The sequence below is a fragment of the Promicromonospora iranensis genome (assembly GCF_028994805.1).
GTDB classification, from domain to species: Bacteria; Actinomycetota; Actinomycetes; order Actinomycetales; family Cellulomonadaceae; genus Promicromonospora; species Promicromonospora iranensis.
This window is the reverse complement of sequence record NZ_JAJQQP010000012.1, coordinates 167032-193160: the sequence shown is the minus strand read 5'-3', so window position 1 is coordinate 193160 and position 26129 is coordinate 167032. Positions and strand designations below refer to the sequence as shown.

The 26129-nt window shown below is 71.2% G+C and carries 20 protein-coding genes and 1 tRNA gene; 12 read left to right on the top strand and 9 right to left on the bottom strand.

Annotation, left to right across the window (positions count from 1 at the left end; genetic code table 11):
- Window positions 1-252 (top strand): hypothetical protein (locus tag LUM46_RS20590; RefSeq protein WP_274996541.1); only part of this gene is annotated, 252 nt, incomplete at its 5' end.
- A gap of 111 nt (window positions 253-363) precedes the next feature.
- Here the strand turns inward: LUM46_RS20590 and LUM46_RS20585 are convergent.
- A tRNA-Arg gene (locus LUM46_RS20585) sits at window positions 364-439 on the bottom strand.
- Window positions 440-658: 219 nt separating this feature from the next.
- Here LUM46_RS20585 and LUM46_RS20580 point away from each other — a divergent pair.
- From LUM46_RS20580 to lysA, 4 genes are all read left to right on the top strand, one after another.
- The gene (locus LUM46_RS20580; RefSeq protein ID WP_274996540.1) at window positions 659-1273 is read left to right on the top strand and encodes a SigE family RNA polymerase sigma factor; all 615 of its coding nucleotides are present in this window, start codon (window positions 659-661) and stop codon (window positions 1271-1273) included.
- Window positions 1273-2907 (top strand): hypothetical protein, encoded by a 1635-nt coding sequence (locus LUM46_RS20575; RefSeq protein ID WP_274996538.1) that lies wholly within the window; start codon window positions 1273-1275, stop codon window positions 2905-2907. Before LUM46_RS20580 ends, LUM46_RS20575 begins: the two co-directional genes overlap by 1 nt.
- Window positions 2908-3021: 114 nt before the next feature.
- Window positions 3022-4683 (top strand): arginine--tRNA ligase, encoded by a 1662-nt coding sequence (argS, locus tag LUM46_RS20570; RefSeq protein WP_274996537.1) that lies wholly within the window; start codon window positions 3022-3024, stop codon window positions 4681-4683.
- A complete protein-coding gene (gene lysA / locus LUM46_RS20565; protein WP_274996536.1) occupies window positions 4680-6044 on the top strand; it encodes a diaminopimelate decarboxylase in 1365 nt (454 codons plus the stop codon). Before argS ends, lysA begins: the two co-directional genes overlap by 4 nt.
- A 75-nt stretch (window positions 6045-6119) precedes the next feature.
- Here lysA and LUM46_RS20560 read toward each other — a convergent pair whose 3' ends face one another.
- The 5 genes from LUM46_RS20560 to aceA form a co-directional block, all read right to left on the bottom strand.
- Window positions 6120-6833, bottom strand: coding sequence for a hypothetical protein (locus LUM46_RS20560; RefSeq protein WP_274996535.1), 714 nt, complete (start codon window positions 6831-6833; stop codon window positions 6120-6122).
- Between the two features lie 133 nt (window positions 6834-6966).
- Window positions 6967-9678, bottom strand: a complete 2712-nt coding sequence (locus LUM46_RS20555; protein WP_274996534.1) for a S8 family serine peptidase — start codon at window positions 9676-9678, stop codon at window positions 6967-6969.
- Between the two features lie 207 nt (window positions 9679-9885).
- Window positions 9886-11565, bottom strand: a complete 1680-nt coding sequence (locus LUM46_RS20550; RefSeq protein WP_274996533.1) for a PHP domain-containing protein — start codon at window positions 11563-11565, stop codon at window positions 9886-9888.
- A 331-nt stretch (window positions 11566-11896) separates the two neighbouring features.
- Entirely contained in the window at window positions 11897-13750 is a 1854-nt protein-coding gene (aceB, locus tag LUM46_RS20545) for a malate synthase A (protein ID WP_274996531.1), read from the bottom strand.
- Window positions 13750-15099: an isocitrate lyase gene (aceA, locus tag LUM46_RS20540; RefSeq protein WP_274996530.1), complete on the bottom strand. Its 1350-nt coding sequence runs from the start codon at window positions 15097-15099 to the stop codon at window positions 13750-13752. Before aceA ends, aceB begins: the two co-directional genes overlap by 1 nt.
- Window positions 15100-15381: 282 nt before the next feature.
- Between aceA and LUM46_RS20535 the strand changes: the two genes are divergently transcribed.
- The gene (locus LUM46_RS20535) at window positions 15382-16854 is read left to right on the top strand and encodes a helix-turn-helix transcriptional regulator (RefSeq protein WP_274996529.1); all 1473 of its coding nucleotides are present in this window, start codon (window positions 15382-15384) and stop codon (window positions 16852-16854) included.
- Window positions 16855-16866: 12 nt separating this feature from the next.
- Here the strand turns inward: LUM46_RS20535 and LUM46_RS20530 are convergent, their stop codons facing one another.
- The 3 genes from LUM46_RS20530 to LUM46_RS20520 form a co-directional block, all read right to left on the bottom strand.
- The gene (locus LUM46_RS20530; RefSeq protein WP_274996528.1) at window positions 16867-18156 is read right to left on the bottom strand and encodes a hypothetical protein; all 1290 of its coding nucleotides are present in this window, start codon (window positions 18154-18156) and stop codon (window positions 16867-16869) included.
- Between the two features lie 16 nt (window positions 18157-18172).
- Complete coding sequence (locus tag LUM46_RS20525) at window positions 18173-18376, bottom strand: hypothetical protein (protein ID WP_274996526.1); 204 nt, start codon at window positions 18374-18376, stop codon at window positions 18173-18175.
- 148 nt (window positions 18377-18524) lie between these two features.
- A complete protein-coding gene (locus LUM46_RS20520; RefSeq protein WP_274996524.1) occupies window positions 18525-19451 on the bottom strand; it encodes a LysR family transcriptional regulator in 927 nt (308 codons plus the stop codon).
- A 166-nt stretch (window positions 19452-19617) separates the two neighbouring features.
- On the opposite strand from LUM46_RS20520, the gene LUM46_RS20515 reads away from it, so the two are divergent.
- The 6 genes from LUM46_RS20515 to LUM46_RS20490 are packed head-to-tail and all read left to right on the top strand — an operon-like array spanning window position 19618 to window position 26071.
- Entirely contained in the window at window positions 19618-20994 is a 1377-nt protein-coding gene (locus LUM46_RS20515; RefSeq protein ID WP_274996522.1) for an MFS transporter, read from the top strand.
- 47 nt (window positions 20995-21041) lie between these two features.
- Window positions 21042-21806 (top strand): 3-hydroxybutyrate dehydrogenase, encoded by a 765-nt coding sequence (locus LUM46_RS20510; protein ID WP_274996521.1) that lies wholly within the window; start codon window positions 21042-21044, stop codon window positions 21804-21806.
- A gap of 16 nt (window positions 21807-21822) precedes the next feature.
- Window positions 21823-23202 (top strand): short-chain fatty acid transporter, encoded by a 1380-nt coding sequence (locus LUM46_RS20505; RefSeq protein WP_274996520.1) that lies wholly within the window; start codon window positions 21823-21825, stop codon window positions 23200-23202.
- Between the two features lie 40 nt (window positions 23203-23242).
- Window positions 23243-24082: a CoA transferase subunit A gene (locus LUM46_RS20500; RefSeq protein WP_274996519.1), complete on the top strand. Its 840-nt coding sequence runs from the start codon at window positions 23243-23245 to the stop codon at window positions 24080-24082.
- A gap of 3 nt (window positions 24083-24085) precedes the next feature.
- Window positions 24086-24736: a CoA transferase subunit B gene (locus tag LUM46_RS20495; protein WP_274996518.1), complete on the top strand. Its 651-nt coding sequence runs from the start codon at window positions 24086-24088 to the stop codon at window positions 24734-24736.
- Window positions 24737-24796: 60 nt separating this feature from the next.
- Complete coding sequence (locus tag LUM46_RS20490) at window positions 24797-26071, top strand: acetyl-CoA C-acetyltransferase (protein WP_274996517.1); 1275 nt, start codon at window positions 24797-24799, stop codon at window positions 26069-26071.
- Window positions 26072-26129: the final 58 nt, after the last annotated feature.

Below are 26129 nucleotides of genomic sequence, written 5' to 3'. Positions count from 1 at the left end.
AACTCTTTGGGGTGGGGTGCGGGCACGGTGAACATCCTTCCAGCGATGCCTGTCGGCACCACAAGTCAGTTGTCACCTATCCGTGCAGCAGTCCCCCCGCGCCCGCCCGCTGACCTGATCGAGCCCGTCCACTGGCAGCCACCCGCGCCCGCCATCGTCATCGACGAACCCGACGGACCGACCGGCTACGACACCACGACGACCGCCGAAGAGGGACTCTGGGCCCGCAAAGGCTGGGCCGGCCACTCATGACACGCCCGAGCAGAGACACACATTTCTGCCGCTAACCCGACAGCCGCCGACCCCGGGCAGAAAGAAGGCCCCTCATCCGGCGTTACGCCTGGTGAGGGGCCCTTTTTCGGGTGGTGCGCCTGAAGGGATTCGAACCCCCGACCTTCTGCTCCGGAGGCAGATGCTCTATCCACTGAGCTACAGGCGCATGGCCGACGTCGAGGAACTGATGCCCACCGTATCGGCCGAAACGAGACTACCAGGTACCGGGCCAGGGGCGTGCATCGATATCTGTCACAAGCATCGTCTGCGCTCACCAGGCAACCTTCCTTCGGTCGCGTGCGTCTGTGTGCCGTGAATCGACGAAGAGTCCGACCCGTCCGACGCACGGACGTGTCCACAGGTGACGAGGAACAGGGGTGGGCACGTGAGTGACGACGCGACAGTCCTGGACGAACCACGTGCCGTCGTGGTGACCACGGGGACCCGGGCAGACCGGTTCACGGCGTTCGCCAGGGAACGGTCACCCGAGCTGTCCCGCATCGCCTACCTGCTGTGCGGTGACGTGCATCGGGCCGCCGACCTGGTTCAGCTCGCACTGGAGCGGACGTACCGGGCCTGGAACCGGGTGGGTGACGGCGATCCGTTCGCCTACGCCCGGCGGGTGATCGCCACGGCCCGGATCGACTCCTGGCGCCGGACCAGGCGAGACGTCCTGGTGGATCCGGCCGATCTTCGCCCGGCTGCCGCACCGGACGGCACACAGCACCTCGTCGACCGCGACGAGCTGGTGGCGGCACTGCGACAGCTCCCGGCAGGGCAGCGGCGTGTCGTCGTCCTGCGCTACCTGCTGGACCGCACCGAGAAGCAGACGGCCGAGGACCTCGGGATCTCCGTGGGCGCCGTGAAGTCGGGCGCGTCACGGGGCCTCGACAGGCTGCGGCAGGTTCTCGGCACGGGACACCCACGCGCGGTGTCGGCGACGAGCGAGGCTCTCTCGCGGGACGCCTTGGGCAACATCTCGCGGAAGGAGGCGAAGTGATGACGGAGCAGAGCGACACCCTGGTGAAGCTGATCCACGACGCCGCGGGCCGGGTCGGGCCCGTGGACGGGATCGATGGTGAGGCGATGGCACGGCGGGCGATTCGTCATGAGCGCACACGCCGAGGTGTGCTCGGGGGCGCTGTGGCCGTCGCGCTGGTGGCCTTGGGCACGGTAGGGACGGTCTGGTTCGTCGAGCGACCGGCGCTCCCGGCATTTCTGCCGTGGGTGCACGACTCGTCGGACGTGACCGAGGTCCGTTCGGACGGCCTGGTCTTCGAGGTACCGGGCGACTACGAGGAGTTCAACCCGGTCGGCGACCCGATGTGGGGGCCCGACCCGGTGATCCCGGGTGAGCTGGACATGGAGTCCCTACCGTCGGCCGAGTCGTGGGTCGCCGTCGAGCCGGGGGACGGTGTGCCGCTCGTGGGGGAGCAGGTCGGCAACCCGGTGGTGGAGACCGAGGTGCCGGGTGCGGTGGCCGCGCGCTACTCCTGGTACACCGCCGACAGCGCCGCCCGGCCGCTGGCGGGAGAAGGATCGGGCGACGCGGGCGACTTCGTGGGTGAGCTGGACGTGGAGCTCGGCGACGGGACGGTCGTCAGGGTCACCATGAACCTCCACGACGATGCCACGCCGCGGGCCACCTTCGAGCGGTTCGTCGACACGGTGCGGGCCGACGAGGAGTACGACGGACCCGAGACGTTGCCGATGATCCCTCAGGAGGACCTGCCGCTTCTCGAGACGGGTGAAGTACCCGCGTCATGGCGGCAGGCCGAGTTCCACGGTCTGGAGTACGCGGCACCCGGGGACTGGACGACCGTCGGCTCGCAGGGCGCGAACCCTGGCGACGCGGTCCACATCAAGCGGCCGGACGGCAAGGTGGATCTCCGGATCGAGCTGACCGACCACCTGATGTATCTCGACAACGCCCAGATGGCGGCCGAGTACGCCGAGATGGGCGAGGACCTGCCGTACTACCGCTTCGACCTGGCGGACGCAGACGTGTCGCAGGTCCGGATCGAGCGTTTCGACGGCGAGTACCAGGCCTACATCGAGGTGCGTCGCGCCGGCGGCAGGGGCTACATGGTGAACCTCTTCGGTCGGCCCGGTGCGGGGAACCTCGACGACGACCTCGCCGCGGTCCTCGGGAGCCTCGGCCTCACCGCGGCGTCGGCGGAAGGGCCCACCCCGTACGACGACCTGGATCTCGCGGACCCGATGCTGCAGGACCCGCCGTCGGGCTGGGAGCCGGTCACGTTCGAGGGCCTTGACCTGAGGCTGCCGCAGGAGCTGAAGAGCGAGGACGGGACGTGGGGCGTCTGGAGCAGCCGCTCCGCGGACGCCTGGGAGGAGCTGTCGATCGGCCTCTGGGAGATGGAGGCGCACGAGCAGCCCATCGACCTCGACGCGAACGGGTACCGGTACGAGCCACCCGGCACCTCGCGCGGGGTCGTGACCGTCGGGACCGACACCGAGACCGGCGAGCCCCTCTTCCAGGGACACGCCACCTTCTACCTGACGGTCGACGGGCGCCAGGCGTTCGAGGTCGGCTACGGGGGCGCGGGAGCGACCGAGGAACGGTGGTGGCAGATCCTCGCTTCGCTGGACGCGGCTGGTCTGACCGTGTCCTGACCGCTGCCCGGCGCCGGCCGGTACACCCAGGTGCACCGGCCGGCGTCGGGCCAGCCGTTCCCGGCCTGTGGAAAGCGCGGGCCGCGAGTCACCGCTCGCCCGTAGAATCGACGCGTGACACCTACCCAGCTCTCCGAAGCACTCAGTGCTGCCCTTGCCGCGGCCGTCGCCGACGGCTCACTCGCCCTGCCCGCCGACGCCGTCCCGGCGTCGGTCCACGTGGAGCGACCCCGGCAGCGAGAGCACGGAGACTGGGCCACCAACGTGGCACTGCAGCTCGCGAAGAAGGCGGGCACGACGCCGCGGGCGCTGGCCGAGGACCTGGCCGCGCGCCTGGGGGCGGCACCGGGCATCAAGTCCGTGGGTGTCGCCGGCCCGGGATTCCTCAACATCACGCTCGACGCCGCGACGGCCGGTGAGCTCGCGCGCACCATCGTGGAGGCCGGCGAGGCGTACGGCCGGGGCGAGGCCCTGGCCGGCCAGGTGATCAACCTGGAGTACATCAGCGCCAACCCGACCGGGCCGCTGCACATCGGGCACACCCGCTGGGCCGCGCTGGGCGACTCGCTGGGGCGCATCCTGCGCGCGGCAGGTGCCGAGGTGGCCGCCGAGTACTACATCAACGACGCCGGCGCGCAGATGGACCGCTTCGGCGAGTCCATCCTGGCGCGCGCGACGGGCACCGAGGTGCCCGAGGGCGGTTACCGCGGCGAGTACGTCAACGAGCTGGCCGCCAAGGTGCTCGCCGACCGCCCGGACCTGCCGGAGCTGCCGCGCGACGAGGCGATCGCGGTCGCCCGCGAGGTGGGCTACGCGCACCAGCTCGCCGAGATCCGCGAGGTGCTGGCGAACTTCGGCGTCCACTTCGACGTCTGGTTCTCGGAGCGCGAGCTGCACGACTCGGGCGCCGTCGAGAAGGCGGTGTCCCGCCTGCGCGAGCAGGGGCACGTGTTCGACAAGGAGGGCGCGGTCTGGCTGCGCACCACGGACTTCACGGACGACAAGGACCGCGTGATGATCCGGGCGAACGGCGAGCCCACGTACTTCGCCGCCGACGCCGCGTACTACCTGTCCAAGAAGGACCGCGGGTTCCCCGGCAAGATCTACCTGCTGGGCGCCGACCACCACGGGTACGTCAACCGTCTCAAGGCCATCGCGGCCTGCGCCGGGGACGACCCGGAGTCGAACATCGAGGTGCTGATCGGGCAGCTCGTCAACGTCGGCGGCGCCAAGCTGTCCAAGCGCGCCGGCAACATCATCGAGCTGCGTGACCTGGTCGACTGGATCGGCAAGGACGCCGTGCGCTACTCGCTGGCCCGCTACCCCGCGGACTCGCCGCTGGAGCTGCAGGGCGAGGACATGATCAAGCAGTCCAACGACAACCCCGTGTTCTACGTGCAGTACGCGCACAGCCGCACGGTGCAGATCGGGATCAAGGCGGTCGAGCGTGGCGTCCGCCGGGCGGACGGGTTCGACCCGGCGCAGCTGTCGCACGCCTCGGAGACGGCGTTGATCGGGCGGCTCACCGAGTTCCCGCGGATCGTGGCGCAGGCCGCCGAGCTGCGCGAGCCGCACCGCGTGGCCCGGTACCTCGAGGCCCTGGCCGGCGACTTCCACGCCTGGTACAACGACGACGAGAAGCTGCGCGTCACCCCGTACCAGGACGAGGAGGTCACGGACGCGCACCGTGCACGCCTGTGGCTGAACGACGCCGTCCGCACGGTCCTCGCCAACGGCCTGGACCTGCTGGGCGTGAGCGCACCGGAGCGCATGTGACGGGCGCACCCTGGCCGTCCGGCACCGGGCGGCAGAAGGACGGCGCACTGGTCGTCGGCGGCGTCGACGTCCGGGAGCTTGCCGCTGAGCACGGCACGCCCGCGTACGTCCTGGACGAGGCCGACTTCAGGTTGCGTGCCCGCGCGTACCGCACGGCGTTCGAGGCGGCGTTCGGCGCCGTGGGGGCCGGCGTGGACGTGTACTACGCGGGGAAGGCGCTGCTCACCGTGGCCGTCGCCCGCTGGGCGCGCGAGGAAGGGCTGCGGGTCGACACGGCGTCGGGCGGAGAGCTCGCGGTCGCGCTGCGCGCCGAGGTGCCGGGAGCGGAGATCGGCCTGCACGGCAACAACAAGTCGGACGCCGAGATCGAGCGTGCCCTGGACGCCGGCGTCGGCCGCATCATCGTGGACTCGCTGGTCGAGATCGAGCGGGTGGCGCGTCTCGCGGCGGATCGTGGGGTCGTGGCGCCGGTGATGGTCCGCGTGACCACCGGTGTGCACGCGGGCGGGCACGAGTACATCGCGACGGCCCACGAGGACCAGAAGTTCGGGCTCTCGGTGAACCCTGCGAACGAGGGCGCCGAGAGCCCTGCGATGACGGCGCTGCTGGCGGTGCTGAAGCGCCCTGAGCTGAAGCTGCTGGGCATCCACTCGCACATCGGCTCGCAGATCATCGACCCCGACGGGTTCGAGGCCGCCGCACGCGTGGTGCTGCGTCTGCGGGCCGACCTGGCGGAGCGGTCCGGTCTGCTGGTCGACGAGGTCGACCTCGGGGGCGGTTACGGCATCGCCTACCTGCCGGGCGACGTGGCGCTCGACCCGGAGCGGGTGGCGAAGGACGTCGCTCAGTCGGTGCGTGCCGTGTGCCAGGAGCTGGGCACCGACCTGCCGCGGTTCTCCATCGAACCCGGCCGGGCGATCGTCGGCCCGGCGGGCCTCACGCTCTACACGGTCGGCACGGTCAAGCCGGTCACGGTGTCGAGCGACGGCGGCGCGGACTTCACGCGAACCTACGTGTCGGTCGACGGCGGCATGAGCGACAACATCCGCCCGGCACTGTACGGGGCGGCCTACCACGCGGAGGTCGTCGGCCGCTCGTCCTCGGCCGAGAACGTGCTGGCGCGCGTGGTGGGCAAGCACTGCGAGTCGGGCGACATCGTCGTGCACGAGGTGCAGCTCCCCGCCGATGTGCGGGCCAGCGACCTGCTCGCGGTCGCCGCGACGGGCGCCTACGGCCGTTCCATGGCGTCGAACTACAACATGCTGCCGCGCCCGCCGGTCGTCGCGGTGTTCGACGGCGCCTCGCGGGTGCTCGTCCGCCGCGAGACCGAGGACGACCTGCTGGGTCTCGACCTGGGCTGACGCGTTCGGCTCCGGGCGTCTGCCCGGAGCCGAACGCATCTGGTGACGGTCAGCGCGCCCGGCAGGAGCTCTGGGTCAGACGTCCTGCGCGTCGTCGACGTGGCATCCCTCGGCGGAGTCGCCGTAGGCGTCGATGTGCTTCTCGATCTGCGCGGACAGGTCCTCGATCTGCACCGTGAGCTTGTCCATCTCGGCGCCGATGGTCTCGACCGCCGCGATGTCGCGGGCGTTGACGGCCGCGATGAAGTCGTTCAGCCCGGCGACGTACGTGACGGTCTTGTCGTCCAGCTTTGCGGAGACCTCGAGCATCGCGTCCGCGTCGTCGATCGCGCCGACGCAGGCGGTAGCGGTGGCCTCGGCGCGGGACCGGGCGGTCTCCAGGTCGTCGATCGCCGCCTCGGCGTCGGCGAGGCTCTTCTCGGTGCTCGTCAGCTCGGCCGAGAGCGACGTGGCGCGCGACTCCCAGTTGTCCGCCGAGACCGTGCCGAGCACACCCCAGACGATGGCGCCGACGAGCAGTACCGCGAGCACGATCACCGCGACGTTGGCCCGGACGAAGGCGGCGGTCCTGCTGGGTCCCTGCACCGGTGCGGGCGCCGGCACCGGCCCAGACTCGGACTCGGGCACGGGCACGGGCTCCGGCTCAGGTGCAGGTGCCGCGGCCGTCGCAGCCGCGGGGGCGGCCTCGGTCTCGGCCGGTAGGTCGCCCACCGGCGCGGCGGGCGCCGGGTCGGGCTCAGGGGGCGGGTTCAGGTCAGCGGCGGGACGCGCGCGCTCGTCGTCGGACATGCGGGCAACGTACTGGCTGAAAACCGGCTAAAACCCCGAAAAATCACTGAACGCGGAAAGTTCACCCGGGTTCCCGAGCCACGAGGTGACGGTGGTGGGCGCTGCCCGCCGAGCAGCGCCCACCACCGGACCGCTACGGCCGGTCGATCGTGATCGTCGGCGAGGTCCAGGTCTCCCAGTGGTCGGAGTTCCAGGGCTCACCGTTGGCCTTCAGCGCCTTGAGGGAGAGCACGTAGTCGCCGTCGGGCACACGCTTCGTGTCACCGCGGAGCGTGGTGTACGAGCCGTCCCACCCGTAGGCCGTGAACCCGCCGGCTGTCTCGTTCCGCTCCACACCTGTCACGTCGACGGCGAACGCGCCGCGGCGGTCCACCGGGCGGTCGGTCTCGGCGTCGAGCACCGTGACCTGCAGCTTCTCCACCTGGTGCTGGAAATGGATCAGCGTGTACGGGATGTCGGGCAGCCCGTTCACGGTGCCGAGCGTGTACGTGGCGCCGTCGGGCGCCAGCTCGTAGTCAGCCTGCGGGTCGATGCAGTCGAGGTTGATGAACTCGGCGCATGCGGTGATGCTCGCGACCGACGGCAGGTCGGCCACCACCTCGCCGCCGGACATGACCGGCGTGATCGGGTCGATGGCCTGGTAGTCGCCGGCGTATCCGGCGTACGGCACCGAGTAGGCGGTGCCGTCGTCGGCCGTGACCACGACGTAGCCGCCGTAGACGAGCTGGTCGGCGTCGGCCGCCTCGGGTGCGGTGACCGTGACGCCCACCGTGGCGGAGCGGCCGGGCCGCAGCGTGACCGACTCGCGGCTGAACGAGACGTCCGCATACGTGTCGGCGAACGACGGCGCGAAGGTGTCGCCGAACGTCGCGAGCGCGGGGGCGTGCGAGACGGTGTACGTGACCGTCTCGCGGGTGGTGTTGCGGACCGTCACCCGCTTGGTCGTGGCGCCGGTCCTGGTGTTGCTCTCGCCGAGGGCGAGCTTCGCGGGCCGTACGGTGGCGCCGGCCTGCACGACACCCGGGACGTCGAGCATGCCCGCGCCCTGCCGGTGCGCGTTGTCGAGGTAGCCGGCTCCCGGGGCGCCGGACCACGTGGCAGGGTCGGCGCTGTTCTGCAGGACGTCGCGGACCTGCGACGCGCGCAGGCGGGGGTTCGACTCGAGCAGCAGGGCGACCGCACCCGCGACGTGCGGCGATGCCATCGACGTGCCGGAGCTGACCCCGTGGCCGCCCTGCTCGAGCGGCAGGGTCGAGTTGATGTTGCCGCCGGGCGCGCCGATGTCGGGCTTGAGGGCCAGGTCGGGCGACAGGCCGTACGAGCTGAACGAGCTGATCAGGCCGCCGGTCGGGCTCGGCGTGGACACCTCGTCGGCGGTCCACGTGAGGGTCACCTCGGTGCCGGCGGCGAGCTCCGCCGCGAGTGCCTTGCCCTCCGCCTGGGGGATGCCGATGCCCGGGACGTCGCGGTCCAGCACACCGCCGCCGGAGAACAGGCCAGGGCTCGAGTTGTAGATCACGACGGCGGTGGCACCTGCTTCGACCACCGTCGCGTACTTCTCCTCGAAGGAGCACGAACCGCGTTCGATGAGCGCGGTCCTGCCCGCGACCTCGGCCTCCAGCGGGATGCCGACGCTGGGGCAGACGATCCCGGCGTCGACCAGCGGGTCGGTGGTGCCCTCGGTGGGCGGGTCGGCCACGTTGCCCAGCCCCAGGTACGGCACGGCCGTGCCCGAAGGGCTCGCGACGACGGAGCGTGCAGTGACGTGCGTGTTGTCGAACGACGCGACGCCGATGACCTTCTCGCCCAGGCCGGGCGCTCCCGCCGAGTACAGGCCGGACGCACCCGAGTTGCCGATCGAGGCGACGACGACCATGCCGCGGTCGACGAGCCGGTCGCTCGCGGTGGCGGTCGGGTACGACGGCCAGGACCAGGCCGAGCCGATGGACATGTTCAGCACGTCCATGTCGTCGGCCAGGGCGCGCTCCATGGCGGCGATCATGATGTCGGCGTCGGTGGAACCCTCGCAGCCGAACACCCGGTATGCCCCGAGGGAGACGCCGGGCGCCACGCCCGTGATCCCGTCGTCCCGGCCCTCGGCGTCCGCTCCGACGATGCCGGCCACGTGGGTGCCGTGACCCTGGCAGTCGTCCGGCACGGCGTCGGGGCGCGGAACGCGCCTGTCCGGGTCGCTCGAACCGGCGTTGTAGTCGTCACCGACCAGGTCGTAGCCCGCGATCACGCGGTCGTTCGGGAAGCCGGGGCCGCCCAGGTCCGGGTGGTCGACGTCGATACCCGAGTCCATGACCGCGACCTTCACGCCCTCGCCCGTCAGGCCGAGCTCGTGCTGCGCGATGTCCGCACCCGTCATGCCGAGCGCCGTGGCGAGGTCCGGCTCGTTGCCGGCGGGGAGGGTCTCCGGGATCTCGACCTGCGTCATGGGGTAGATCGCCTTGACGCCCTCGGTGCGCTGCAGCCGCCCGAGCTGGGTCGAGTCCATGGTGATGGAGTAGCCGTTGAACAGGGTGTGGAACGTACGCCGGACCGAGTAGTCGACGCCCGCGTCCTTCGCGGCCGCGCGGAAGTCCTGGCGTTCGGTCCGCAGGGACGTGGCGTCCGTGCCGGCCGACGCCGGCTCGCTCTCCAGCTCGACGAACCACGAGCCCTTGGTCTCGTTGACCAGCGTGGTGTCGACGGAGCTCGGGATCTCGTGGACCGGCGCTACCGGGTCGATGGCGCTGATCTCGTCGGCCGCCGCGCCCTGGGCGGCGCTGCCCTGGGCGGTGACACCCCCGGCCGTCAGCGCGAGCGCGGCGAGCGCTCCGAGGTACCTGCTGCGATTCATCCGTGTTCCCCGTTCCGGAGGCCACCACGACCCGGGCGACCCCTTATGTGAAGAAAGTGCGACTCGCCAGACTGTAGAGGAGCACTTCCGTGCGGGGAAGAGATCGACGGGCACTCGGGGTGATTCCTCGTCGTGCCGCGAGCCTCGTACCGACGTGCGGCCTGCTCGGCCGGCGCCGAGCAGGCCGCCGACCACGCCGGCCCTCGGCTACCGCACGTCGATGTAGATCGGGTTCGTGTAGAGCCAGGTGTCCGCCCACGGATCGCCGTTGTTGTCGGCGTGGGGCAGGGGGCCCGCCGGGTCGATCGAGGCTCCGAGGTAGCCGGCACCGTGGCGGTTGCCGTCGCTGCCCCGCAGGCGGATGTAGGAGGACTCGGTGACGCGCCCGAGCGGGACACGCAGGGTGTAGGTGCCGGACCGGTTGCTGGTGTCGATCTGCTCGACCACGCGCGTCTCGGGCGCCCGCCAGCTGTCCCGGTCGGTCGAGGGGCCGGTCACGGCTCCCCGGATCACGTCGAGGTGTGCGAGCCGGGGGAGCGCCCCGTGCGGGTTGGGCCGGTGCGCACTACGCACCTTGACCATCAGCTCGACCGAGGCCCCGCGCTCGACGACGAGCCGGCCGCCGAGCGTGGTGCCGGTGCCACGCCCGCCTCGGGGGCCGACGAGGCGTACGTCGAGCCCGTCGACGAGATGCCCGTGGTCCACCCAGACCCGGCCGCGGCGCAGGCCGTCCATGACGTCGAGGTAGCCGTGCCGCGTCACCCCGACATGCGTGCGGCTGAACTCACCAGGCCAGAAGTCGCTTCCCGGCTGGGGCGTCCCGGTGTCGACGGGGGACGGCTTCCAGCCCAGGGAGTCGAAGCTCTCCCCGGGCGGCATGTCGCCGTCGCGCCAGGTGTCCCAGATGGTGCGGTGGTTGTCGGAGTTGGAGGTGATCGTGAAGAGGGTGCCCTCCGACAGGATGGCGTCCCACAGGCCGCCGACGGTCGCCGTCATCCAGTCGAAGCCGCCGAAGGTGCGGTACGACTCGACCGGGTAGCCGGGGAACGAGTCCGGACGTGGCGCGTTGTTGTACTCACCCCGTTGCGCCCGGGTGCTGCCGCGGTAGGCGACCCAGGCGGGATCCGCGTCACCCTGGGCGCCCGGCGCGCCCTCCATGCCGAGGCAGATGCCGCGTGCGGCGTCGCGCCATGCCCGGATCTCGTGCGGGGAGTCGATACCGAGCCGGGACGGGTGGTTGGCCAGCACGAGGACGTCGTCGACGTAGCCGTTCGCCTTCTGCGCGGCGAGCCACCGCAGTGCCTGCACCGCGCGCTGCTCGTTCTCGGGCAGGTCGGCGTCCCAGCCGTTGAGCTTGCCGTCCCACCGGCGCTCGAACTCGCGCAGCAACTCGACCTCGTACGGGCCCGGCGCGGCGAACACGGTGCCGTGCTCGGCGGCCGGGATGTACCACTCCAGGCCCTGAAAGATCAGCTGACGCGGATTGCGTGCCCGTGCCGCCATGATCTCCTCGTGCTCGGCGGCGGCGCCCTTGTCGCGGTGCCCGTGGTTGCTGTGCTCGGTGAAGACCATCCAGTCCAGGCCGAGCTCCGCGCCCTTCCTGGCGAGCTGGTCGAAGTCGTACTTGGCGTCGTGGCTGTACCGGGAGTGCACGTGGTGGTCGCCCACGAGCCACGCGAGCCGAGGGTCCCCGGGACGGCCCGGGGCGACGGCGGGGGTGGCGGCGTTGGCGGTGGCGGCGTGCGCGCCGGCGGCGAGGGCCAGCCCGCCGGCCATGCCGAGACGCAGGAACGTGCGGCGGGAGGCGCCTTGCGGGTCCAGCGACGAGGCCGGGACCGAGGGGTCGGCCCAGGCGGGCAGATCAGTGGCACGGAACGGGTGGGGCATGGTTCCTCCTGCGGCAGCTCATGGTGACGCCACAGGGTCGCGCCGTTCGGAGGCACGCGGGTGAACGCGAGACGTCCGGCACCTGTCGGCCGTCCGTCGAGTCCCTGGCTCCCGTTGACGCCGGATCCCCCTCTTTCGAGGTCTAAGTTGCTCCGCTCTGAACCGTTTCAGAACGGAGAAACCTTGACCTCGAAGAGAAGTGGACCGCTCAAGACCAAGAACGAGAACAAAACCCGACGCCGGGCCGGTAGGGCCCCTGGGGTGGTGGGGCCGGAGAGAGAACGGCAACCGGCACGGCGTCGGGCAGCTGGGGGCGGAGTGAGGGAGGAGCTCAGACCTGGTCGGCCGGCGAGTCCACCAGGTGCGCCTGGTACGCGGGGCTCGTCAGGAACGCCGGGAAGTCGTCCTGGAGGGCGACCTCGCGGAAGATCGCTGCTGCGTCCTCGATCCGGCTGCCAGGCTCGGACGGCAGCGAGGCGACGACGTCGAGCAGGATCGTCTCGACCCGCTCCCGCGTCACCGGGAGCTGGTCGTCGTGGGTCACGGTGCCCGAGGCGATCCACTGCCACACCTGCGACCGGGAGATCTCGGCAGTGGCGGCGTCCTCCATCAGGTTGTCGAGCGCCGCGGCTCCGGTACCGCGCAGCCAGGCGTCGATGTAGCGCACGGCCACCGAGACGTTGGACCGCAGGCCGGCCGAGGTCACCGTCGCCCCGGCGCGCCGCGCGGAGGCGACGTCGAGCAGCTCGTGCTGCCCCACGACGACGTCGGGCCGCTGGCGCGACACCTGGTTCGGCGCGTCACCCAGCACGGCGTCGAACTCGGCCTCGGCCACCGGGATCAGGTCCGGGTGGGCCACCCAGGTGCCGTCGAAGCCGTCTCCGGCCTCTCGCTTCTTGTCCGCGGCGACCTGCTGGAAGGCCTGCCGGGTGACCTCCGGGTTGCGGCGGTCCGGGATGAACGCGCTCATACCGCCGATGGCGTGCGCCCCGCGCTTGTGGCACGTGGCGACGAGCAGCTCGGTGTACGCCCGCATGAACGGTGCGGTCATCGTGACCTGTGCGCGGTCCGGCAGCACGTACGAGTCACCGCGGGTGCGGAAGCATTTGATCACCGAGAACAGGTAGTCCCAGCGGCCGGCGTTGAGCCCGGCGCAGTGTTCGCGCAGCTCGTAGAGGATCTCCTCCATCTCGAACGCCGCGGGCAGCGTCTCGATGAGCACGGTGGCGCGGATCGTCCCGCGGGGGATGCCGAGCGCGTCCTGCGCGACCTCGAACACCTCGTTCCACAGCCGCGCCTCCTTGTAGCCCTCCAGCTTGGGGAGGTAGAAGTACGGGCCGCGACCCCGGGCGATCAGCTCGGCGGCGTTGTGGAAGAAGTAGAGCCCGAAGTCCACGAGGCTGCCGAGGGCGCTGCTCGTGATCCCGTTCGCGTCCGTGTACCGCAGATGCGCCTCGTCGAGGTGCCAGCCGCGGGGGCGGAACACGATGGTCGGGAGATCGACGATGTCCGCCGACCGCAGCGTGTACTCCTTGCCCGCCTCGTTGGTGAAGCTGAGCGAGCCGCGGATGGCGTCGTGCAGCGCGAGCTGCCCCTCGACCACGTTGGGCCACGTCGGGCTGGACGCGTCCTCGGCGTCGGCCAGCCAGCACCGGGCGCCGGAGTTGAGCGCGTTGATGGTCATCTTCGGGTCCGTGGGACCCGTGATCTCCACGCGGCGGTCCTCCAGGCCGGGTGCCCGCCGCGAGCCGGCGACACGCCAGTGCGGGTCGTCGCGCACCGGCCGGGTCGAGGCCCGGAAGTCGGGGTCGCTGCCGTCCGCGATGTCCTGACGGCGCAGCTGGCGCTGCGCGATCAGCTCGTCGCGGGCGGCGTCGAACCGGTCGTGGAGCATGGCCAGGAACTGGAGCGCGTCCGTGCTCAGGATCTCGGCGTAGCGCGGGCCGACGGAGCCGGTCACCGTGATGACGCCCCGGCGGGCGCCGGTCCGCGAGGCGCCCACCCCGCCGTTCGGCAGGGAGCGCGGCGCCGAACGGCGGGCAGGCGGGGTGGACGGCGTCGGGACGGCGCCGGTGGGAACGGTGGAACCCGTGCGTGCCGCGGGCGGCGTGCCGATGCCGGCGAGCCCGGCGTCCGGGTCGAAGGGGTTGGCGCCCTGCGGGCGGGTGTCGATGGTCGCGGTCATCAGAACTGCGCCGCCTCGGTAGAACCGGCCAGGGCGGTGGTGGCGGAGTCGGGGTTGAGCGCCGTCGCCACGCGGTCGAAGTAGCCGGTGCCGACCTCGCGCTGGTGCTTGGTGGCGGTGTAGCCGCGCGACTCGGCCGCGAACTCCTTCTCCTGCAGCTCCACGTACGCGGTCATCTGCTCGCGGGCGTAGCCGTGGGCCAGGTCGAACATCGAGTAGTTCAGGGCGTGGAAGCCGGCCAGGGTGATGAACTGGAACGTGAAGCCCATGGCGCCCAGCTCTCGCTGGAACTTCGCGATCGTGTCGTCGTCCAGGTGCTTCTTCCAGTTGAACGACGGCGAGCAGTTGTAGCTCAGCATCTGGTCCGGGAAGTCGGCCTTGACGGCCTCGGCGAACTTGCGGGCGAGCTCGAGGTCGGGCGTGCCGGTCTCCATCCAGATCAGGTCGGAGTAGGGCGCGTAGGCCTTGGCCCGGGCGATGCACGGCTCGATGCCGTTCGTCACCTTGTAGAAGCCCTCGTTGGTGCGCTCGCCGGTGATGAACGGGAGGTCGCGCTCGTCGACGTCGGACGTGATCAGGGTCGCGGCCTCGGCGTCGGTGCGGGCGATCACGATGGAGGGCACGTCGGCGACGTCGGCCGCGAGGCGGGCCGCGTTCAGCGTGCGCACGTGCTGCTGCGTCGGGACGAGCACCTTGCCGCCCAGGTGGCCGCACTTCTTCTCCGAGGCGAGCTGGTCCTCCCAGTGCACGCCGGCGGCGCCCGACTGGATCATCGACTTCATCAGCTCGTACGCGTTGAGCGGGCCGCCGAAGCCGGCCTCGGCGTCGGCCACGATCGGGGCCAGCCAGTCGCGGGTCGGGGTGCCGTTCTCCGACACGTCGATCTGGTCGGCGCGCAGGAGCGCGTTGTTGATGCGACGGACCACCGCGGGCACCGAGTTGGCCGGGTACAGCGACTGGTCGGGGTAGGTCTGGCCCGAGAGGTTCGCGTCCCCGGCGACCTGCCAGCCGGACAGGTAGATGGCCTGGAGGCCGGCCTTGACCTGCTGCACCGCCTGGTTGCCGGTCAGCGCCCCGAGGGCGTTGATGTAGTCCTCCTCGTGCAGCTGGCGCCAGAGGCGCTCGGCGCCGCGGCGGGCGAGCGTGTTCTCCTCGCCGACCGAGCCGCGCAGGGCGACGACATCCTCGGCGGTGTAGGTGCGCTCGATGCCGGCCCAGCGAGGGTCGGACTCCCAGGACTGCTGCAGCTCGGCGGCCGTCTGGACCTGGTCGCCGGTGCGCACGGGCCTCGACGCGGTCGTCGCGGACACAGTCGCCTCAGACGTGGAATCGATGGTGGGTGCGCTCATGGCGGGTCTCCTTCTCGGACGGAACGTCGTCACCGCGGCCTCCGGGTGACGTGTTACGACCTTCTGCCCTGCGCAACCCACTTCTCAAGGAGATCTGAGCAGAAGAACTGAAGTTCTTCTGTTGAACGGAAGCATCTCCGTATGTCACCCTCAGGCATGGCAGGAACCGCTGACAATCGCAGAACCGCGCGAAACGTGACTTCCTCGCGTCCTACGCAGAACGGCGCAGGCCGGACAACGGGCAGGCCGCGCGGACGGGTGCCCGGTCAGGCGCTCGGCCAGGTGCCCGGTCAACCGGAGCCGGACGGTCAGGCGGAGGCCGAGCCGGACGCCCTCACCATCGGCCGGCGTATCCGGCACCTGCGCACCAGCAAGGGCATGACGCTCGATGACCTCGCCTCGGCGATCGACCGGGCGCCGTCGCAGGTCAGCACGCTGGAGAACGGCAAGCGGGAACCCAAGTTCTCGCAGCTGCAGGCCATTGCGCGGGCGCTCGGGGTCGGCGTGGACGACCTGCTCTCCGCGGAGGCGTTGTCGGAACGCGACGCGCTCGAGATCGAGCTGGAGCGCGTGCAGCGTGGCCCGCTGTTCGCCTCGCTCGGGATCGAGGGCGTGCGGATCGGCAAGTCACTGCCTCACGACGCGCTCTCGACCATCCTGGCGCTGCACCGCGAGCTCGAACGGCTGCACACCGAGCGTGCGGCGACGCCGGAGGAGGCGCGCCGGGCGAACGGTGAGCTCCGCTACGACATGCGCACCAAGGACAACTACCTGCCGGAGCTCGAGCAGGTCGCGAAGGAGCTGCTCGCGGACGTGGGGCACACGTCCGGGCCGCTGCCGCAGCGCATGGCGGCCGAGATCGCCGCGCACCTGGGCTTCACGCTGCACTACGTGAGCGACCTGCCCCACTCGACACGTTCCGTGATCGACACGCGGAACCGGCGTCTCTACCTGCCGTCCAAGGGGTTTCGTGGTCGCTCCAACACCCGGTCGGCGCTGCTCCAGGCGCTCGCCTCCCACGTGCTCGACCACACCGAGCCGGCCGACTACGGCGAGTTCCTGCGCCAGCGCGTCGAGGCGAACTACCTGGCGGCGGCCCTCATGGTCCCGGAGAAGCCGGGCGTGAAGTTCCTGCGTGACGCCAAGGACGAGCGCGCCATCGCCATCGAGGACCTGCGCGACGCGTTCGGGGTGTCGTTCGAGACCGCGGCGCACCGGTTCACCAACCTTGCGACCCGGCACCTCGGCATCCCGGTGCACTTCATGAAGGTCCACGAGTCGGGGATCCTCCACAAGGCCTACGAGAACGACGGTGTGCGCTTCCCCTCGGACGCGCTGGGCGCGGTGGAGGGTCAGCACGTCTGCAAGCAGTGGACGGCGCGGCGTGTGTTCGACGTCGAGGACCGGTTCAACCCGTACGCGCAGTACACCGACACGACGTCCGGCACGTACTGGTGCACGTCACGCGTGGAGAACACGTCGGACGGCGCGTTCTCCGTGTCGGTCGGCGTGCCGTTCGCGGACGTCAAGTGGTTCGAGGGGCGCGAGACGACGGTCCGCACGGCGTCGCGGTGCCCCGACGAGTCGTGCTGCCGGCGTCCGCCGGAGGAGCTGTCGGCCAAGTGGGGCGACTTCGCCTGGCCCTCGGCGCGGCCCCACGCGTCGATGCTCGCCGCGATGCCCTCGGGAGCGTACCCAGGGGTGGAGACGACGGAGGTCTACCGGTTCCTGGAGCGGCACGCTCCCGAGGACTGAGCACTCAGCCTCTCAGCGGCGGAAGAACAGCATCGAGTACCGGCCGTCCGGCTGGTCCTCGTGGATCGGGTCGGCGTGGTCGTCCCAGTTCTTGAACTCCACGGCGATGGGGCCGGCCGCGCCGGCCGCCACGTCGATCGTGTATGCCTCGGCGAAGTAGCCGAGCGGCTGCGTGTTCAGGACCCGGTCGGCTCGGTCGACGGTGACGAACCCCGTGACGTCCGGGCAGACACCATCGCTGTCGATCCGGCGGGTGACACCGATGGCGACGTACGACCGGCCACCTGGGACCATCCCGATGCCGAGCCGCGTGCGGAAGGTTTCGGTGCACGATGTCCTGGGGTGCGACCAGAGTGTGGTCTGTGGCTGCTGCACGTCGTCGTCGAACAGGATCGAGCGCACCTCGTGGCGGGCCGTGGTCCCGGTGGGCCAGACGACGCGAGTGGCCGTGTCGCCCGCGGCGAGCCTCGCTGCGACGCTCGTGCGTAGCCGGTACTCCAGCGGTCGACTCGTGTGCGGCTGCCGCCAGAGGAGGTTGCCGCCGATCAGCGTCTCGCGACCCTCGCCGTCCGAGACGATCGAGAGGTTCGGCTCATTGTTGTTCAGGGTGCCGATGGTGGTGGGCGGGGACAGCGTCGTCGAGCCCGCTCGGACGATCGACCGTCGGACGATCGAGGTCTCACCGTCGAGCGCCGCCCACACCACCGTCGTCTTGCCCTGCTCGTTGAGCACCACGTCGGCGGGGATGTCCGCCGGTACCCCTGGTACCTCCTGCACCGTCCACTCGCCGCCGCGCGGGAGCCGGGCGAGCAGGGTGCCGCCGTCGAAGTGCAGGCGCAGGAGCACCGAGACGTCACCTGCCGCGTTGGCGTCCATGTCGCTGGCGTGCACGTCGCCCTCGTAGAACGTCTCGGTGTCGTTCCAGCCCGTCCCGTCGTGCAGGCGGTACCTGGCGTCGCCGTCCGCGCTGTGCCAGACGCTCACGGCGTAGTCGCCCGGTCCGGTCGCGAGGTGTGTGACGTGGGTGCTGTCGTCGGGCGTGCGGACCCAGCTCCCGGCGCTGCCGCGCTCCAGGTAGTTGATGTCCTTGTAGCCGCCCTCGGAGCTCGCGTCGACGAACACCTCGCCCGACGAGGAGACCACCACCTCGCGGTGGGCCTCTTCCGGGCGTGGAGCCCATCCTGGCGCGGGGTCGCCCGGCGCGGCCGCCGCGGGGGCGGCAGCAAGACCGGTCAGGAGCCCGGCCACGGCCGTGGCGAGGACTCGGGTGGAGGTGGTGCCGCGGACAGAAGGTGGAAGCATGGTGACTCCTGCTGGTTCAGCGTTGGAAGAACTGCAGCGAGTACCGGCCGTCAAAGGCCCGGCCGGAGGCGGCGACCGACACGTTGCGGTGCGCGTCCTCCGGCCTGTCCGCCCAGCTGTGCAGCGGGTCGCCCGGGTAGGCCGATGCGGCCGGTACCACCAGGCCGGTGACGATGAGTGCACAGGCGGCCACGCCTGCGGCAAGGACGGTTCGACGCACGGCGACTCCTGGGTAGGACTCACGTGTCGGGGCGTCCTGGCCCACGCGCCCCATCGCGGCGGGCGTCCTCGACCTGGCAGATCCATGGTGGCACGGCACCTGGCCGCGTGGCACGGCAAGTCCCCGGGTTCACCCACTGCGGCCGGGCTCAGCCGGTACGGATGCCCAGCAGCCGGTCCCGCTGGCGCCCCATCTCCTCCGCGAGCGCCTGCACGACGGCGGCCACGGCCGGCCGGCGCCAGGTCTCGCTGCGGATGACGGCGGTGTAGGGCAGGCGCTCCGTCACCTCGTCGGGAAGGAGCCGCACCAGGTCGTCGTGCCGGTCGGCCATGAAGCAGGGCAGGAAACCGAGGCCCGCCCCGGCGCGGGTGGCCTCGACGTGCACGAACACGTTGGTGGAGGCGAGCGCGTCCTGCATGCCGGGCACGAGGCGGCGCGGCGCGTCGAGGTCGTTGACCTGGAGCATCGAGTCGACGAAGTAGACCAGGCCGTGCCGGGACATCTCCTCGACGGTGGTCGGCGTACCGTGCCGGGCCAGGTAGTCGCGCGCGCCGTACATGCCGAGCACGTACTCGCCCAGGCGCACGGCCCGGGCCCGCTGGACGCTCGGGCTGCCGACGACGACGTCGACGTCGACCCCCGAGCGGTGGTGGGTGGCCACCCGGGTGACCGTGATGAGCTCGACGGACAGCTCGGGGTGCGCGCCCCGCAACCGCGCGATGGCGGGGGAGGCGACGTAGGCGCTGAACCCGTCGGTGGCCGTCATCCGTACGACGCCGGTGATCGGGTCGACCTCGGCGTTGTGGGCCACGAGCCGGTCGACGGCGTCCGACACCGCCTCGCCGGCCCGCGCTGCGCGGCGGCCGAGCGTCGTCAGCTCCCAGCCGTCCGCACCGCGCACCAGGAGGCGGCCGCCCAGCGCGCGCTCCAGCGCGGCGATGTTGCGGCCCACCGTGGTGTGGTTGACGCCGAGCGCTTGCGCCGCCGTCGTGTACCGGCCGGTGCGGGCCACCTCCAGCAGCACCAGGAGCTGATCGGCCACCTGGCCGGCCGGCGGGTCGTTGCGGGCTGACATGCCGCGACGGTACCAAGTGTGCATCCGTGCACACCGCGTCTGCCGACTTCGTCATTGCCCGCACAGCGGTTCGCCGGAACACTCGGGCGGGTCACAGGTGGCAGACCGTGCTGACCGCACCGGCAGGCCACTACCCGTGTCAGAGTCGACACCGAGGAGCAGCAGCATGTCTGCAGGGCAGAGTGCACAGCAGGGCACCGGAGCGCCGGGCGACCGGTCGCTGATCAAGCGCATCGTCGGCGCCTCGATGGCCGGCACGGTCGTCGAGTGGTACGACTTCTTCCTCTATGCGACCGCCGCCGCGCTCGTGTTCAACAAGGTCCTCATGCCCGAGACGGGCAACGAGTACGACGCGATCATCGCGGCGTTCGTGACCTACGCCGTGGGCTTCCTGGCGCGGCCGCTCGGCGGCGTCATCTTCGGCCACATCGGCGACAAGGTGGGGCGCAAGCACACGCTCCAGCTCACGATCCTGCTCATCGGCGTCGCGACGGTGCTGATGGGCTGCATCCCGACGTTCCAGCAGGTCGGCTACCTCGCGCCGGCACTCCTGGTGGTGCTGCGGTTCGTGCAGGGCGTCGCGCTCGGCGGTGAGTGGGGCGGCGCCGTCCTGCTCGTGGCCGAGCACAGCCGGGACGACGAGCGGGCCCGCTGGACCGCGTGGCCGCAGGCCGGCGTGCCCGCCGGCAACCTGCTCGCCACGGTCGTGCTCTACACGATGTCCGCCACCCTCACCGACGCCGCTTTCCTCTCCTGGGGCTGGCGCGTCGCGTTCTGGCTGTCCGCCGTGGTCATCGTGATCGGCTACTACGTGCGCACCCGCGTCTCGGACGCCCCGATCTACGAGGAGGCCAAGGCCGAGATCGACGAGGGCACCAAGGGCTACGGCGTCTTCGAGGTGGTCCGGCGCTACCCGCGCGGCGTGCTGACCGGCATGGGCCTGCGGTTCGCGGAGAACATCCTGTACTACCTGGTGGTGAGCTTCTCGATCGTCTACCTCGGTACGGCGCTCGGCATGGACACCACCCGGATCCTCGGGGTCGTCGCGGCGGCGCACGCGTTCCACTTCGTGGTGATTCTGGTCGTGGGACGCCTGGCCGACAGCATCGGCCGCAGGCCGCTGTACGTGGCCGGCGCGATCCTCGGTGCGACCTGGTGCTGGTTCGCCTTCCCCGCGATGAACACCCGCAACTCGCTGGTGATCCTCGCCGTGCTCATGGCAGGCCTGCTGTTCCACGCCATGATGTACGCGGTACAGCCCGCGATCATGTCCGAGATGTTCCCGACCCGGATGCGCTACTCCGGCGTCTCGATCAGCTACCAGGTCACGTCCATCGTGGCGGGCTCCCTCGCCCCGATCCTGGCCGTCACCTGGCTCAGGAACACCGGATCCTGGTGGCCCACGGCGGTCTACATGCTGGTGGCGTCGGCCATCACCCTGGTGGCGGCGCTCGCGCTGCGCGAGACCCGGGGTGCCTCGCTGCACGACCTCGACGCCGAGGACCAGGCCCGCGAGCGGGCGCTCGCGGCACGGAACGATTGAGGCGCGGAACGCCCGATGCTCGGAACGTCTGAGGAGAAGGATCGACGATGGACCCGACCCCGGAAGGTCACCGGCTCGACGGTCGGCGGGCGCTCGTGACGGGCGGTGCGAGCGGCATCGGCGCGGCGTGCGCCCGGGAGCTCGCGGCACGGGGCGCGCACGTGACCGTGGCGGACGTGGACGGCGACGGCGCCCAGGCCGTCGCCGAGGAGGTGGGCGGCGAGGCCTGGGTGGCGGACCTGTCCGACACCCAGGCGCTCGACGGCCTGCGGCTGGACACGGACGTGCTGGTGAACAACGCCGGCATCCAGCGGGTCAGCCCCATCCAGGACTTCGTCCCGAACGACTTCCGGCTGGTCCACCGGATCATGCTCGAGGCGCCGTTCCTGCTGGTCCGGGCGGCGCTGCCCGGCATGTACGAGCGCGGCTGGGGCCGGGTCATCAACGTCTCGTCGGTGCACGGGCTGGTGGCGTCGCCGTTCAAGGCGGCGTACGTGTCGGCCAAACACGGGCTGGAAGGGCTGTCGAAGGTGACGGCGCTGGAGGGCGGCGAGCACGGGGTCACGAGCGTCTGCGTGAACCCCGGTTACGTGCGGACGCCCCTGGTCGAGAAGCAGATCGCCGAGCAGGCACGGGTGCACGGCATCCCGGAGTCCGAGGTCCTGGCGAAGGTCATGCTGGAGCAGGCCGCGGTGAAGCGGCTCGTGGAGCCGCACGAGGTCGCATCGCTCGTGGGCTGGCTCACCGGCCCCGACGGCGCGATGGTGTCGGGCGCGTCGTGGGCCATCGACGGAGGATGGAGCGCACGATGACGAAGGGCGGACCACGATGACCGAGACGAACGACAGCACGGACACGACCTCCAGGAACCCGTTCGCCCGCGCGATGCGGCCGGTGAACGCCGTCGTGGAGCGGTTCATCCCGAGCGCCCTGGTGTTCGCGGTCCTGCTGACCTTCGTGGTGGCGGCGCTCGCGCTCCTGCTGACCGACGCCGGTCCCACCGCCGTGCTCACCGGCTGGGGCGACGGGCTGTCCGGGCTGCTCGAGTTCATGACCCAGATGGCGCTCGTCCTGCTGCTGGGCCACATGCTCGCGAACACCCGCCTGGTCCGCCGCGGGCTGGCCCGGCTCGCCTCGCTGCCCCGCGGTCCGATACAGGCGTACGTGTTCGTGGCCGTCCTCGCCTCCGCGCTGTCGCTGGTGCAGTGGGGACTCGGCCTGGTGGCGGGCGGCCTGCTGGCCCGCGAGGTGGCGGCCCAGATGCGGGCCAAGGGCGTGCGGGTGCACTTCCCGCTGCTGGTCGCCGCCGGGTTCTCGGGCTTCGTCGTCTGGCACATGGGGTACACGGGTTCCGGCCCGCTGACGGCGGCGACCCCGGACTCCTTCGTCGTCGAACAGCTGGGCGAGACGATCCCGGTCTCCGAGACCACCTTCGCACCGTGGAACCTGATCGCCGCGGTGATCACGGTGGTGGTGGTCGCCTGTGCGCTGGCCCTGGTCGCACCGCGTGGCACGGACCGCGTGGTGGAGCTCGAGGTGGACGCCCGCGAGGCCGAGGCGGCGGTCGAGCAGCCGGTGACCCCGGCGGACCGCCTCGACGCCAGCCGGGTCCTCACGACCCTGACGGGTCTGGGGCTCGTGGCCTACCTGGTCGTCTACTTCGCCGACGGCGGCACGCCGACCCTCGACATCGTGAACTGGACGTTCCTCGCCCTGGTGCTCCTGCTGGCGCGCAGCCCGTTCGAGGTGGCGGCCCTGGTCAAGAACGCGGCGACCAACGTGGGGGAGATCCTGCTGCAGTTCCCGCTGTACGCGGGCATCCTCGGGATCATGACGGCGACGGGTCTCATCCAGGTCTTCAGCGACGCGATCGTGAGCGTCTCGACACCGCAGACCTTCGGGGTGCTGGCGTTCGTCGCGGCGGGTGTCGTGAACTTCTTCGTGCCGTCGGGCGGCGGCCAGTTCGCCGTCCAGGCGCCGATCCTGCTCGACGCCTCGACCCGGCTCGGCGTCGACCCGGCGATCGCGATCATGGCCGTGGCGTACGGCGACCAGTGGACCAACATGATCCAGCCCTTCTGGGCGCTCCCGCTGCTGGCTATCGCCGGACTGAAGGTGCGCGACATCCTGGGATACACCACGGTGACACTGCTGGCCTCGGGGATCGTGTTCGCGGCGACCCTGCTGATCGTCGGGCCCGGGGCCTGACCGCGATCCTGACCGGATCCCGACTGGAATGGAGTCGAAGATGACTGATGTGGGTGGCGCTGCGACGAGCAGCGGGTTCGACAAGGTGGTCGCGAGCGCGGCCGAGGCGGTCGCCGACATACCTGACGGCGCGTCCCTGGCGGTGGGTGGGTTCGGCCTGTGCGGCAACCCGATAGCGCTGATCGAGGCGCTCCTCGCCCAGGGCACCGCCGACCTGTCGGTGGTGAGCAACAACTGCGGCGTCGACGACTGGGGGCTCGGCGTGCTGCTGAACGCTCAGCGGATCGCGAAGATGACCAGCTCGTACGTCGGGGAGAACAAGGAGTTCGAGCGCCAGTTCCTCTCGGGCGAGCTGGAGCTGGAGCTCACCCCGCAGGGCACGCTCGCCGAGAAGCTCCGGGCCGGCGGCGCGGGCATCGCCGCCTTCTTCACGCGGGCGGGCGTGGGCACACAGGTGGCCGACGGCGGCCTCCCGCGCCGGTACGACGGCGCCGGAGGCATCGCCGTCGCGTCGCCCGCCAAGGAGGTGCGCACGTTCGGCACCGGTGACGCAGCAGCCGAGTACGTGCTGGAGGAGGCGATCAGCACCGACTTCGCGCTGGTGCACGCCCTGCGCGGGGACCGGCACGGGAACCTGGTGTTCAACAAGTCGGCACGCAACTTCTCGCCGTTGGCGGCGATGGCGGGACGCATCTGCATCGCGCAGGTCGAGGAGCTCGTCGAGCCGGGGGAGATCGACCCGGACACCGTGCACCTGCCCGGGGTGTACGTGCACCGCGTGGTGCACGTCGGCACCGACATCGAGAAGCGGATCGAGCGGCGCACGGTGTCCGCGCCGTCGTCCGCCGCGCCCACCACGCCGGACACGAAGGGGGCCTGAACCATGGCACTGACCCGACAGGAGATGGCCGCGCGCGCCGCGCGCGAGCTGACCGACGGCATGTACGTGAACCTGGGCATCGGGCTCCCGACGCTCGTGCCCAACTACGTCCCGGAGGGCCGGCACCTGGTGCTGCAGTCCGAGAACGGGATTCTCGGTGTGGGCCCGTACCCGACCGAGGACGCGGTGGACCCCGACCTCATCAACGCGGGCAAGGAGACGGTGACGCTGCTGCCCGGCTCGTCGATCTTCGACTCGGCGACGTCGTTCGGGATGATCCGCGGCGGCAAGATCGACGCCGCGATCCTGGGTGGCATGCAGGTGTCGGCGACGGGCGACCTGGCCAACTGGATGATCCCCGGCAAGATGGTCAAGGGCATGGGCGGCGCGATGGACCTGGTGCACGGCGCCGGCCGCGTGATCGTCCTGATGGAGCACGTCGCGCGCGACGGGTCGCCGAAGATCCTGCGCTCCTGCAGCCTGCCGCTGACCGGCAAGGGCGTGGTGAACCGGATCATCACGGACCTGGCGGTGCTGGACGTGACGCCGTCCGGGCTCGTGCTCCGCGAGCTGGCTCCCGGGGTCACGGCCGACGAGGTGGTCGAGAAGACGGAACCGGAGCTCGCCGTGGAGCTCGTCGAGCCGATGCTGTGAGCGCTGCGGGGCACACCACACCGGGGGATACGCTGAAGTACGACGGCCAAAGGAGGTCTCATGACTGACCCGATCAACACTCCGGGAAGCGCCACGAACGCGGCTCCGGGTGCAGAGAACAGCGCTGACAAGACCAGCGCTCAGAACTACCGGGCCGACGACGTGGTGATCGTCTCGGCGGCACGGACGCCGCAGGGGCGGCTGAAGGGCTCGCTGGCCACGCTGAGCGCCGTCGAGCTCGGTGCGGTGGCGGCGCGGCGCGCCCTGGAGGGCGCGGGGACGCTCGCCGCAGACGTCGACAAGGTGATCTTCGGCCAGGTGATCCAGGCGGGCGCGGGGCAGAACCCGGCCCGGCAGACGGCGGTCGCCGCCGGTGTCTCCTGGGACGTGCAGGCGGTCACCGTCAACAAGGTCTGCCTCTCCGGGCTCACCGCGATCATCGACGGCGCGCGCCTGCTGCGGACCGGCGAGGCGTCCGTGGTGCTGGTGGGCGGGCAGGAGTCGATGACGAACGCCCCGCACCTGCTGCCGGGCTCCCGGTTCGGGTTCGGCTACGGTCCCGCCGAGCTGCTGGACGCCACGGCGCACGACGCGCTGACGGACGCCTTCGACGGCGTCTCGATGGGCATCTCGACGGAGGACCACAACTCCGGCGACGTCTTCGTGTCCCGCGAGGAGCAGGACGCGATCGCCGCGGCCTCGCACCAGCGGGCCGCGACGGCGGCGAAGGACGGGGTGTTCGAGGTGGAGCTCGCCCCGGTGTCCGTGCCGCAGCGGCGCGGTGAGCCGGTCGAGGTGCGCACCGACGAGGGCGTTCGCCCCGACACCACGCCGGAGTCGCTGGCGAAGCTGCGCCCGGCGTTCGCGGGCCAGGGGACGCTCACCGCCGGCAACTCCTCACAGATCTCCGACGGCGCCGCCGCGCTCGTGCTCACCACTCGTGGTCGCGCGGAAGAAGCCGGGGTGCCGGTGCTCGCGACGGTGCGCGCGCACGGCCAGGTGGCCGGTCCGGACAACTCGCTGCACTCGCAGCCTGCGCGGGCGATCGCCCAGGCGCTGGAGCGGCAGGGCTGGACGGCCGACGACCTCGACGTCGTGGAGATCAACGAAGCCTTCGCCGTGGTCGTCGGGGTGTCGGCGAAGGCGCTCGGGGTCCCGCTGGACCGCATGAACGTGCACGGCGGCGGCATCGCGCTGGGGCACCCCGTCGGGGCGTCCGGAGCCCGCATCGCGGTGCACGCGGCGCACGAGCTGTCGCGGCGCGGGGGCGGCCGGGCCGCCGTCGGCCTGTGCGGTGGCGGCGGGCAGGGCGAGGCACTCCTCCTGGAGTACTGACGCCGAGGTAGTCATGCAGCGAGGTAGTCACCCAGTTCGCGCTAGGTGACTACCTCGC